The 12,445-nt window shown below is 67.2% G+C and carries 8 protein-coding genes; 2 read left to right on the plus strand and 6 right to left on the minus strand.

The features are described from left to right. Positions 1 to 207: 207 nt before the first annotated feature. The 6 genes from ABQZ09_RS18530 to ABQZ09_RS18555 all read right to left on the minus strand — a co-directional run bounded on the left by ABQZ09_RS18530 (position 208) and on the right by ABQZ09_RS18555 (position 8,131). The gene (locus ABQZ09_RS18530; protein WP_184553032.1) at positions 208 to 1,602 is read right to left on the minus strand and encodes a glycoside hydrolase family 28 protein; all 1,395 of its coding nucleotides are present in this window, start codon (positions 1,600 to 1,602) and stop codon (positions 208 to 210) included. Between the two features lie 317 nt (positions 1,603 to 1,919). Further along, positions 1,920 to 3,038 carry a rod shape-determining protein RodA gene (rodA, locus tag ABQZ09_RS18535; protein ID WP_039404329.1) on the minus strand — a complete coding sequence of 373 codons (1,119 nt, stop codon included), beginning with the start codon at positions 3,036 to 3,038 and terminating at the stop codon, positions 1,920 to 1,922. Then, positions 3,035 to 5,095, minus strand: coding sequence for a penicillin-binding protein 2 (gene mrdA, locus ABQZ09_RS18540; RefSeq protein ID WP_349777598.1), 2,061 nt, complete (start codon positions 5,093 to 5,095; stop codon positions 3,035 to 3,037). Before mrdA ends, rodA begins: the two co-directional genes overlap by 4 nt. Positions 5,096 to 5,098: 3 nt before the next feature. Then, positions 5,099 to 5,584, minus strand: a complete 486-nt coding sequence (gene mreD / locus ABQZ09_RS18545; RefSeq protein ID WP_039404324.1) for a rod shape-determining protein MreD — start codon at positions 5,582 to 5,584, stop codon at positions 5,099 to 5,101. Next, positions 5,581 to 6,912: a rod shape-determining protein MreC gene (mreC, locus tag ABQZ09_RS18550; RefSeq protein WP_184553035.1), complete on the minus strand. Its 1,332-nt coding sequence runs from the start codon at positions 6,910 to 6,912 to the stop codon at positions 5,581 to 5,583. The genes mreD and mreC overlap by 4 nt, the downstream gene beginning before the upstream one ends. A 172-nt stretch (positions 6,913 to 7,084) precedes the next feature. Further along, positions 7,085 to 8,131: a rod shape-determining protein gene (locus tag ABQZ09_RS18555; protein ID WP_010368259.1), complete on the minus strand. Its 1,047-nt coding sequence runs from the start codon at positions 8,129 to 8,131 to the stop codon at positions 7,085 to 7,087. A 277-nt stretch (positions 8,132 to 8,408) separates the two neighbouring features. On the opposite strand from ABQZ09_RS18555, the gene ABQZ09_RS18560 reads away from it, so the two are divergent. After that, entirely contained in the window at positions 8,409 to 9,341 is a 933-nt protein-coding gene (locus ABQZ09_RS18560) for a carbohydrate kinase family protein (protein ID WP_039564127.1), read from the plus strand. A 618-nt stretch (positions 9,342 to 9,959) separates the two neighbouring features. Next, positions 9,960 to 11,933 (plus strand): sigma-54-dependent Fis family transcriptional regulator, encoded by a 1,974-nt coding sequence (locus ABQZ09_RS18565; protein ID WP_349777599.1) that lies wholly within the window; start codon positions 9,960 to 9,962, stop codon positions 11,931 to 11,933. The last annotated feature ends 512 nt before the right edge of the window (positions 11,934 to 12,445 follow it).

A 12,445-nucleotide genomic window follows, 5' to 3' on the forward strand; every position in this document is an offset into this window, starting at 1 on the left:
CGTAACGGGTCTGGGGGGACGGGAGGCGATGCCTGTACCGGGTCGCTGCTTCAGCGCACAGCGATCGGGATGGTTGCCTGGCTGCGGCGCTTGCCTGCAGCCGGCCGATACCGAACCGCTGGCGGCATGGTCGATGGTGGCCTCGATGATTCGATCCAGGTAATGGGTCAGGCGCGGCCGGCCCGGCGGCCGCGCCTGACCCTCATCTCATAGCGCGGGGAAGCGCGGTGCGCCCGAGCAGGTGGGCACCGCACCGCCCACTTGCACCGTGGCGGTGGTGACGCCGGTGCCGGTGGGCGTCAGCGTGCTGTTGCTCAGCCCGATCCGGGCATTGCTGGCGGTAACCGTGACCGCGGCACTTGCCGTGACCACATTGGCCAATACCAGATCCAGCGGGGTCTGTGCGTCGTAGCCGCGCAGGATCCAGCCCTTGCCGCCGGCGTCGTTGGCACTGCGCAATCCATCCACGACGATGGCGCTGAAGGTCGGTTTGGTGCCGCTGCTGCCGCCGGCATAGAACGGGTTGATCACCACCGGGCTGGTCACCCCGTACAGGCACGTGTTGCGATAGGTCACCTGGTTGACCGGCCCGCCCTTGACGATGCTGGTCTTGATGCGCAGGCCGCTGTTGTCGGTGCTGCGATTGCCCGCATCGTCGGTGGAGACGAGCGCGTTGTTGTCCACCAGCACGTTGCTGACGCCGGACATCACTTCGCTGCCGATGGAAATGCCATGCGTGCCGTAACAGCGGCTGTTGCGCACGGTGATGTTGGCCGACTTGGACGCGATGGTCTTGATCGCCACGCAATCGTCGCCGCCCATCACATCGCTGTCGTGGATGGTGGCGTTGACCACGCTGTCCAGATCCAGGCCGTCGGTGTTGGGACTGGTGGCCGGCGACTTCACCCGCACGCCCCAGATGGTCAGGCCATTGACGATGTGCGAGAAGAAGTGGAAATACGCGGCATTGACCAGATTGACGTTGTAGAGCGTGAACTGGCTGGAATTCTGTACCTTGATCAGGTCCGGGCTGTTCTGCACCTGACCGGCCGCCTTGGCGTTCTCGCCGAACTCCCACCAGGTGGTGCTCTTGCCGAGCATGACTTGATCGCCACGGCCGTCGATGGTGCCTTGTCGCCCGTCGGTGCGGAGGCCCATCACGCCTGAGTTCGCACCTTTGACGCTGATCAGGGGCAGGCACCCGCCGCTCTTGGAGCCGGCGCTGCCGCAGCTGCTGCCGTAATCGGCCGGGTTGCGCGAGCCATACAGGGTCACGCCCTGATCGATGACCAGGGTGACGCCAGAGGGAACCGTCAGCGGGCCGGTCAGAAAGGCGTTGCCACTGCCGCCGGTGAGCAGCACCGCGCCGTTCTTGCACGCACTGAGTGCCGCCTGGATGGTCTTGGTATCGGGCGGCGCGCCTTCCAGCGCCGCATCGAACAGGTGCCCGGTCGGTGTCAGGTGAGCGGGCAGCGACGAACACATGGTTGGAATCGTCGGTTGCGCGACCGCGCGGGTATCGCCGGTGGCAAAGGTGACGGCGCCCGCCTGCGCGCAAAGCGACAGACAGACACCGCCGATGGTGGCGGTTGGCAGTTTCATGGAAAAGGTCACCCGAATGAGGAATGGCGCGCGCCTGTGCAGGCGCGGCGACGCGGCCGCCAACGCTGCGGCGGCCAGGCGAACTCTACGAAGCGCCGTGCCCGCATGCAGCAGGCGCGCGAACCCGGCACCGCACGAACGAAGCAGGCCTACGCCGGTGTCGCGTCGTTGCTATGCACTGCGCAAAAACGCGATGCGCCCAAAACGTGTCAGCGTTTGACATATACCTGTCGCATCGACCGACGCTGCGAGATTGCATGCGCCGCGTACGCGAGGACACGCGCACGGCATTGGCGCAACGCGGCGACCCTCCCGCATCAATACCCGTGCACCGGCCGGTGCGTCCTGACCGCCATCACCAGCCCAAGGCCGGCCAGCAGCGACACCGCCGAGGTGCCGCCGTAACTCATCAGCGGCATCGGCACGCCCACCACCGGCAACAGGCCGGAAATCATGCCGCCGTTGACCAGCACGTAGACGAAGAACGCCAGGCCGGTGGCGCCGGCGACCAGGCGCGAATAGGTGTCGCGCGCCTGCGAGGCGATCCACAGGCAGCGGCCGATGACGATGAGATACAGGGTGAGCACGGTGGCCACGCCGATCCAGCCGAATTCTTCGCTGAGCACCGAGAACGCAAAGTCGGTGGTCTGTTCGGGAATGAAGTTCAGGTGTGATTGCGAGCCCAGTCCCCAGCCCTTGCCATCCAGCCCGCCAGACCCAATCGCGATCTTGGACTGGATGATGTTCCAGCCGGCACCGAGCGCGTCGTTTTCCGGGTTGAGGAACATCATGATGCGGTCCTTCTGGTACGGGCGCAGCAGCCAGAACCAGGCTACCGGCGCCGCCGCCGAGACGCCGCCCACGCCGACCGCCACCCACCACCACGGCAGGCCGGCCAGCAGCAGCACGAAGACGCCGCTGGCGGCGATCAGCACGCCGGTGCCGAAGTCCGGCTGCAGCATGATCAGCGCGGTGGGCACGCCGATGATCATGCAGGTAACCAGCACGGTGGAGATGCGCGGCGGCAGCGGCATGCGGTGCAGATACCAGGCCGCCATCATCGGCAGGCTGATCTTGAGCAGCTCGGCCGGCTGCAGATAGAACACCTTCAGGTCCAGCCACTGCCGACCGTATTTGCCGGTACCCAGCGCGAATACCGCCAGTAACGGCAGCATCGACAGGCCGTACACCCACGGCGTCCAGGCACGCAGGCGCAGCACCGACATGCGCGAGATACCCCACATCGCGGCCACGCCGATGGCAAAGCGCACACCTTGCGCCATCACCAGGTGATCGCCATTGGCAGCGCCGCCGGCGCTCTTGAGCACCGACAGGCCGATCACCATCAACGCACCCAGCGCCAAGCACAGCACCCAGTCCAGGCTGCGCGTGAAGCGCGCGGCCATGTCCACCAGCCAGCGCAGGATGTCACTCAATGGTCGGTCTCCTGCACCGCGTCCGGCACGTCCGGCACTACCGGCTGGGCCGGGGTGGTGGGGTCCAGCGCAACGGCAGCCTGGCCGATCACCACCGGCAGCTCGTCCAGCGTGGCGGCGGCCGCGTCGCCGGCTGCGCGCGCGTCGGTGGCGCCGGCTTCGAACTGGTTGATGCCCACCGCGGTCATGCCCAGCTCGCTGTCCAGCGGCAGGAGGCCGGCCGGCATCTTGCCCAGCAGCCAGGCGTCGAAGATCTTGCGTGCGATCGGCGCCGCCGAGCTGGTGCCGAAACCACCGCCCTCCACTGCCACCGCCACCGCGATGACCGGGTTGTCGGCCGGTGCGAAACCCACGAACAGGCCACGGTGACGCAGATGCAACGGCAGGCTGCGCGGGTCCACCGCTGCCACGCCCTTGCGGCTGACCACCTGTGCGGTACCGGTCTTGCCGGCCATCTGATACGGCGCGCCGGGGGTGATGGCGTAGCCGGTGCCGCCCGGGCGCATGGTGTCCATCATGCCCTCGCGCACCACCTGCAGATGCGCCGCGCTCGGGCTGATCGGCTTGCCCGGCGGCTGGATCATCGGCTGCCAGGGGTGATCGAAGCCGGTGCGCTGCTCCAGCACCAGGTGCGGGCGCAGCAGCAGGCCACTGGCGATACCCGAGACGCCGCGCACCAGCTGCAGCGGGGTCACCTTCCAGTCGCCCTGGCCGATGGCGATGTTGACGGTGTCGCCCGGGTACCAGCGTTCCTTGCGGGTCTTGTACTTGTAGGCCGGCGACGGCAGGATGCCGCCGATCTCGCCCAGCAGGTCCACCCCGGTGGGCGCGCCAAAGCCGTATTCGGCCATGTAGTGGTCGAAGCGCTCGATGCCCATGTCCACCGCCAGACGGTAGTAATAGGTATTGACCGACTGGGCGATGGACTTGCGCAGGTCGGTCCAGCCGTGCCCGCCGCGGTGCGAATCGCCCCAGCCGCGGCTGACGCCGGGCAGGTAGAACATGCCGGTGGACAGCACGCGGTCTTCCGGCCGGCGCAGGCCGCTGTCCAGGCCGGCCAGCGCGATCAGCGGCTTGAGCGTGGAGCCTGGCGCCACGCCCCCCAGCACCAGCCGGTTGAACTGCGGCCGCGACGGGTTGTCGTTGAGCATCTTGAAATCGGTATGCGAGATGCCGTTGACGAACAGGTTGGGGTCGTAGCTGGGCAGGCTGACCATGCCCAGGATCTCGCCGGTGCGCGGGTCCATGGCAATGGCCGCACCTTCGTGCTCGCCGAACGCGGCCACCATCGCGCGCTGCAGGTCGGCATCCACCGACAGGCGCAGGTCGGCACCGGATTGCGGCGCGACCCGACCGACAGTGCGGATCGCCCGCCCCTGCACGTTGGTTTCGACCTGCTCGTAACCGACCTGGCCGCGCAGGTCCTGCTCGTAGTAGCGCTCCAGCCCGGACTTGCCCATGTGGGTGAGCGCGGCATTGCCCTCGCCCAGCACCGCCAGGTCCTTCTCGTCGATGCGGCCCACGTAGCCGATGATGTGCGCGAACAGCGGGCCGTACGGATAGCGCCGGGTCAGATACGGCTCCAGCTCCACACCGGGGAAGCGCCAGCGCTCCACTGCAAAGCGCGCCATTTCCTCATCGCTCATGCGCAGCTTGAGCGTGACCGGCAGGAAGCTGCGGCGGGCCTTGCGCTCGCGGTTGAAGCGTTCCAGATCCTCCGGCGCGATCGGGATCACCTTGCCCAGTGCGGCCAGCATGGCGTCCATGTCGACCACCTTGTCCGGGGTCACGTCCAGGCGAAAGGCCGGCACGTTCTCGGCCAGCAGCCGGCCGGTGCGGTCGTAGATCATGCCGCGCCCGGGCACCACCGGCTTGGGCTTGATGCGGTTGGCCTCCGAGCGGGTGGCGTAGACCTCGTGGTCGAGCACCTGCAGCTTGAAATACCAGCCGCCCAGCCCGACCAGGCAGATCACCACCATCACAAAGCCCAGCACCGCGCGACGACGGAACTGCTCGGCCTCGGCGTGCGGGTTCTTGGGCTGGCGACGGCCGTGCATGGGCTACTTCTTGCTCCGCTTGCCCAGCCGCACCGCATCCAGCAACACGAACAGCGGCGGCCACAGCGCCATGCCCAGCAGCGGCGCCCACCAGTAACTCCACGGCAGGGTCGGCTCGCCGACTGCCAGATGGACCGCCGAGGAGACGATGCGGTCGTTGAGCAGCAGCCCGCCGATCGCCAGCGCCTGCTGCGACACCGGGAAGAAGCGCATCCGCGCGCGGAAGCGCTGCAGGATGAAGGTCATGATCACCAGCCGCAGCGCCTGCTCGCCGAGCAGCCCGCCGTACAGCAGGTCGGCCAGCACGCCGGCCACGAAGGCCACGCCCAATCCAACCCGGTCCGGCTCCTCGATCACCCAGTAGGCCAGCACCAGCGCCAGCCAGTACGGACGCAACGGCTGCACCACGGCCGGCAACGGCAGCAGCCCCAGTACCAGCGCGATGAAGATGCTGGCCGGCAGGATCCAGGTGTTGCGCATGCGGGTCATTGGTCCGTCTCCTGCGGAGCCGGACGGGATTGGGGAGTCGGGATTTGGGATTGGTTAGAAGCGGGTGCCTGTGCTGGCGCGTCGTTGCCGTTGCCGGTTCCAGCGTCTGCATCGCCTGAAGCACGTGCGCCCTGCGATGACGCTGTGCGGGAACCGGTGGTCTGGCGTTCGGGGCCGTTCGACGCAGGAGGACTGGCCGGCAGGCTGGGGTGGCGGCTCGATGCTGACGCTGGTGCGCGGGCCGACTGGGCACCAGGCGCGGCAGATGGCGACACGGACTGTGCACGCGGCGCGATAACAGTGCCGGTGCCCGATGCCGCGGCGGCCGTCGGGCGCGCGGTATCATTCACTGCGTTGGACATCCCGCCCGCAGGCGTGCGTGGTGTGGCAGTCACCGGCGCGCTGGCGGCAGCCGCGCCGCCGTCGCTGTTGTCGCTGTTGCGAATCCCCACTCCCGAATCCCCAATCCCGGCCCCCGGCACTACCCGCAGCGGCTTGCCCGCGCGCAGCAACAGCACATCTCGGCCACGATCGAGCTTGGCTGCCGGGGTGAGCTCGCCGACCAGGAAGGCGTGGGTGTCGTCGGGGTGCAGTTCGGAGACCTTGCCGACCGGGAAGCCGGCCGGGAAGCGGCCGCCCAGGCCGGAGGTGACGATTTCGTCGCCCACCTGCACGCCGGCGCTCAGCGGGATGTCGCGCAGTTCCAGGCGGTCGCCGCGGCCGTAGACGATCAGGCGCACGCCGTTGCGCGCCACGCTGACCGGCACCGCATGGTCGGGGTCGGTGAGCAGCAGCACGGTCGAATGCAGCGGGGTCACTTCGATCACCTGGCCCATCAACCCGCCGGCATCGATCACCGCCTGGCCCATCAGCACGCCGTCGCGGCTGCCGGCATCCAGCAGCAGGCGCTGCCGGGTGGGGTCCAGGTCGATATCCAGGATCGGCGCCAGCTGCACGTCCAGGCCGCGGCGCTCGGCCACGTTGAGCAGTTCGCGCAGCTGCGCGTTGTCCAGCGCGGCGGTCTGCAGCCGGGTCAGCCGCGCGTTGGCCACCAACAGCTGATTGCGCAGGTCGCGGGTTTCTTCCACCAGTTGCGCATGGGTGGCGGCGTTGTCGCGCACCTGCGAGCCGATCCGCCCCGGCAACCCGGCCACCGCCCAGATCGGCTGGATCAGCAGATTGGCCTGCAGGCGCACCTGGCTCAGCCAGCCCCCGCGGCTATCGAGCGCGATCAGGGTGATCGCCAGCACCAGATAGACCAGCAGCCGCAGCGTGGAGGTGACTTCGCCCGGGCGGGAGGCAACGGGAGGACCGGCGTAGGAGGGCACTTTCAGGGCCGGGAATGGAGATTCGGGAGTGGGGATTCGGGGAGCACTTGGCTGGCCCCGAGACGAATGCGGCTAACACGTGAATCAGCGGAACTGCGCGGCAATCCCGCCGGGCCGTAGGCAGGAACCGCCTTTGCGAATCCCCAATGCCGACTCCCGAATCCCGAACGCATCACTCCGGCGCGAAGAACTCATTGCCATGCATGTCCACCAGCTCCAGTGCACGGCCGCCGCCGCGGGCCACGCAGGTGAGCGGGTCATCGGCCACCTGCACGTGCAGGCCGGTTTCTTCGGAGATCAGGCGGTCCAGGTCGCGCAGCAGCGCGCCGCCACCGGTGAGCACGATGCCGCGCTCGGCGACGTCGGCGCACAGTTCCGGCGGGGTCTGCTCCAGCGCCAGCTTGACTGCCGAGACGATGCCCGACAGCGGCTCGTGCAGCGCTTCGAGCACTTCGTTGGAGTTGATCTTGATCATCTTCGGCACACCCTCGGCGAGGTTGCGGCCGGAGATTTCCATCTCCTGCACCTCGTCCTGCGGGTAGGCGCAGCCGATCTGCAACTTGATGCGCTCGGCGGTGGCTTCGCCGATCAGCATGCCGTGGTTGCGGCGCACGTAATTGGTGATCGACTCATCGAAGCGGTCGCCGCCCACACGCACCGACTGCGAATACACGATGCCGTTGAGCGAGATCACCGCCACTTCGGTGGTGCCGCCGCCGATGTCGATGACCATCGAGCCGCGCGCCTCGGTCACCGGCATGCCGGCGCCGATCGCGGCAGCCATGGGTTCTTCGATCAGGTACACATCACGCGCACCGGCCTCTTCCGCAGATTCCTTGATGGCGCGGCGCTCCACCTGGGTGGAGCCGGCCGGCACGCACACCAGCACGCGCGGGCTGGGGCGCAGGACACGCGACTTGTGCACCTTCTTGATGAAGTGCTTCAGCATTGCCTCGGTGTAGGTGAAATCGGCGATGACGCCGTCCTTCATCGGGCGGATGGTGGTGATGTGACCAGGTGTGCGGCCAAGCATCTGCTTGGCCTCGGCGCCGACTGCCGCCACCGAGCGGGTGCCGCCGATTGCGCGGTCCTGACGCACCGCCACCACCGATGGCTCGTTCAGCACGATGCCCTGCCCGCGCACGTAGATCAGCGTATTGGCCGTGCCCAGATCGATGGACAGGTCGTTGGAGAACATGCCGCGCAGTTTCTTGAACATCGAGGGAGTTGGTCCTGGGTAAGTCGCGTGCCCGGCCGCCAGCGTGGCGAAATTTTGGGCAGAAAACGAAGTCGGCTAGCCTAGCAATCCCCCCCGGGGTGAGCAAGGAAAAATCGGATCTGCCGGCCCGGTTTTCATGTGCCGGTCACGCCGGCCATGGCACGCGGTTGTGGCCCTGATCGGTCGCAGCCGTTACCCTTTGCGCCGCGGCGTTGCTGCCGTCCCGCTGCCATGCCCGGCAACTGGCGGGTATTTCCTTACGCAAAGGCCTGACTCGATGTCCGCACTGATCTGTGGTTCCCTCGCCTACGACACCATCATGGTGTTCCCGGACCAGTTCAAGAACCACATCCTGCCGGACAAGGTGCACATCCTGAATGTGTCGTTCCTGGTCCCGCGCATGCGCCGCGAGTTCGGCGGCTGCGCCGGCAACATCGCCTACAACCTGCATCTGCTCGGTGGCGCACCGATTCCGATGGGTACCGTGGGCCAGGATTTCGGCCCGTACCGCGAACATTTCGAGATGCTCGGCATCGACCTGTCGCGGGTGAAGATCATCGACGACCTGTTCACCCCGCAGGCCTTCATCACCACCGACCACGACAACAACCAGATCACCGCCTTCCATCCGGGCGCGATGATGCGCAGCTACGAAAACCACGTGAAGGACGTACCGGGCGTGACCCTGGGCCTGGTCGGCCCGGATGGGCGCGAAGGCATGATCCAGAACGCCGAAGAGTTCGCTGCCGGCGGCATCCCCTTCATCTTCGACCCCGGCCAGGCGATGCCGTTGTTCAACGGCCCGGAGCTGCGCCAGTTCATCGAGCAGGCCGACTACGTGGTGGTCAACGATTACGAGTCCAACCTGCTGCAGGAACGCACCGGCTGGGACGAGAAGGACATCGTCTCGCGCGTGCAGGCCTACATCACCACGCAGGGCCCGAAGGGCGCGCTGGTGCATACGCCGGAAAAGACCTACGACATTCCGCCGGCGCACGAACGCCGCGTGGTCGACCCCACCGGCTGCGGCGATGCCTTCCGCGCCGGCCTGATCTACGGCATCCAGCACAACTACGATTGGCTCACGATCGGGCGCATGGGCAACCTGATGGGCGCGCTGAAGGTGGAACACCCCGGCACCCAGAACCAGCGCTTCGACTTCGCCGAGTTCAACGACCAGTTCAAGCAACAGTTCGGCTACGCGCTTTAACGGACGCTTTGCCCTTCTCCCACCGGGAGAAGGTGCCCCGAAGGGGCGGATGAGGGTACGGGCGAAGCCTCGCGCAGTTCGAGAACTCGGGCGCTATGCGCGACGTACCCTCACCCCAACCCCTCTCCCGTGGGGAGAGGGGCTTTAACGCCCTCGCGTATCGACGTCCCTTCTCCCATTGGGACATTGTCCTCCTTCATGGGGGAGAAGGTGCCCCGGAGGGGCGGATGAGGGTACGGGCGAAGCCTCGCGCAGTTCGAGAACTCGGGCGCTACGCGCGACGTACCCTCACCCCAACCCCTCTCCCGGCGGGAGAGGGGCTTTAACGCCCTCGCGCATCGACGTCCCTTCTCCCAATGGGACATTGTCCTCCTTCATGGGGGAGAAGGTGCCCCGAAGGGGCGGATGAGGGGACGGGCGAAGCCTCGCGCAGTTCGAGAACTCGGGCGCTATGCGCGACGTACCCTCACCCCAACCCCTCTCCCGGCGGGAGAGAGGCTTTATGCCGATATCGCAGCATCGTCAGCGGCGGCAGCGCACTTTGCTGCAACGCAGTTTGAGCATGGGGACGATTTGTGTCTCTACTGCCGCCTCGCGTCCACTGAGGAACGCTGGGCCATGTCCGAGCCAAGCGTTGTCGCCGCCGCTTCCACCGCCCCGCCCCAGATCGAGCCGGATGTCCTCAGACAGACCCGGCGGCTGCGCGATATCGCGTCGCTGGCGGCGCCGTTGTCGCGCTCGTGGCGGCGCTGCCTGGACGACTACGCGCTGCTGCCCGAGGCCACGCCCGAGCCCCTGGTGCACGACGCGCTGCACGTACGCGAGCGCCAGCAACGCCTGGGCGAGGTGCTGCGCATCGCCCGGGTGGAGATGGAAAACCTCTACGAGCAGATTGCCGGCAGCGGGTATGCGGTGATCTTCGGCGATGCCGAGGCCACCGTGCTGCACAGCGTGCACGACTCCACCCTGCTGCGCGAGTTCCGCCAGGCCGGCCTGTTCTGCGGCGCCAGCTGGGCCGAGTGCCACCAAGGCACCAATGGCCTGGGCACCTGCGCGGCCGAGCGCACTGCGGTGAGCGTGCACCGCGGCGAGCACTACCTGACCCGGCATCTGCCGCTGTCGTGCAGCGGGGCGCCGATTCTGGACCCGCATGGCGGGCTGCTGGCCGTGCTGGATGCGTCCACCCCCAATGCGCAGGACAGCAAGCAGATCCAGCGGCACACCGTGGCCCTGGTGAGCATGTCGGCCGCGCAGATCTCGCGTTCGCATTTCCTCAACCAGTTCGGCCATGCCTTCATCCTGCGCTTTCACAGCCGTCCCGAATTTGCCGGACTGTTGCACGAGGCATTGATCGCGATCGGCGCCGATGGCCGCGTGCTGGCCGTCAACGAAGCGGTGCTGGAGCAATTGGGCAAACTCGACCGCAGCCAGCTGGTCGGCCGCGATATCTCGCAGGTGATGCAGCTGGATTTCGATACGCTGGAACATCGTGCCGGCAGCGACGCGGGCACGCTGTGGTCGATCCGCTGCGCCTGCCACGGGCGGCGGTTCTACGCGCTGGTGCGCCCGCCGCGCTCGCGCCCGGCCATGCCATCGGTGGGCGCCGCCGCGCAAGTGGCGCCGGAGGGCGAACAGCCGCCGGGCGAACATGTGGGTTCGGACCCGCGCATGCGCCACAACCTGGCCAATGCATTGAAGTTGGCCGCGCATCGCGTCTCGATCCTGCTGCGTGGCGACACCGGCACCGGTAAGGAAGAATTTGCCAAGGCTGTCCATCGCGGCTCGCCGTGGGCCGGCGGTGCGTTCGTGGCGATCAACTGTGCGGCGATCCCGGAGGCATTGATCGAAAGCGAGTTGTTCGGCTATGCGCGCGGCGCATTCACCGATGCGGCGCGCGAAGGCCGGCATGGCAAATTGCTGCAGGCCAGCGGCGGCACCCTGTTTCTGGATGAAATCGGCGACATGCCGCTGCCGTTGCAGAGCCGCCTGCTGCGCGTGCTGGAAGAACAATGCGTTACCCCGCTCGGCAGCGAGCGCGCGGTGCCGCTGGAGCTGCACGTGATCAGCGCCAGCCATCGCGATCTGGCGCAACGCGTGGCCGCCGGCGAATTTCGCGAGGACCTGTATTACCGCCTCAACGGCGTGGTGCTGCACTTGCCGCCCTTGCGCGAGCGCAGCGACAAGGCCGAGTTGATCCGCACCCTGCTGCGCGAAGAGAACCCAGAGCACAGCGTGCGCATCAGCGAAGAAGCCATGCACACCCTGCTCAGCTACGCCTGGCCCGGCAACCTGCGCCAACTGCGCAATGTGTTGCGCACCGCGGCGGTGCTGTGCAGCGACGGGGTGATCCGGCTACCGAACCTTCCGCAGGAAATCGTCGACGCCGGCAGCGCACCGTGCCTGGTCGACGGGCGCGCGGTGGCCGCCGACGACATGCCCGGCCGCGTCGCACTCGACCAGGCCGAACGCCTGGTGCTGCAACAACAACTCGAACGCCACCGCTGGAATGTCAGCCGCACCGCCGATGCGCTGGGAATCAGCCGCAATACGCTGTATCGCAAGCTGCGCAAGCACTGCCTCGATACCGGGTGAATGAGGGGCTGGGATTGGGGATTGGGGATTGGGGATTCGTCAGAGCCAAGGCGGGGTCTTGGCGATGGTACCTGGAGCGATTAGAGAACTCCTTCTCCCTCATCAGGTGGGTGCTGCTGTTGTTTGGTGCGGCATCTAGCATGCGTACATGCCGCGACTGTGGAGCGGATGATTTGGGGCTTGGCTGCAGGGCCCTTGCCCGCCCACCCTCGCAGGACACGCCGCAAGTACGTCCATGTAGTCTCTTACGCGGCATCCATGCCGCGTAAGGTCCCGCGACGATGGGCGGGCAAGGACCAATCGAGCTGGTCGGTGTGCACGGTAGGAGCAGTGATTGATGCGCGTTGTTCGATCATGACGTGCCGCCTCAACACCTGATGCACAACGCGCTACAAGCAGCTTTCACACGACCGCCGATTCACTCTCTGGTGTGGTGGCCTCGCCGATTGCGGGACGGGTTCACGGCGTGTCCCGCGAGCGGTGAGGACACCGCGCCCTCCACCGGCGCAGCT

Origin of the sequence: Xanthomonas sp. WHRI 6106 (assembly GCF_040202405.1) — a bacterium.
Classification (GTDB): domain Bacteria; phylum Pseudomonadota; class Gammaproteobacteria; order Xanthomonadales; family Xanthomonadaceae; genus Xanthomonas; species Xanthomonas cannabis.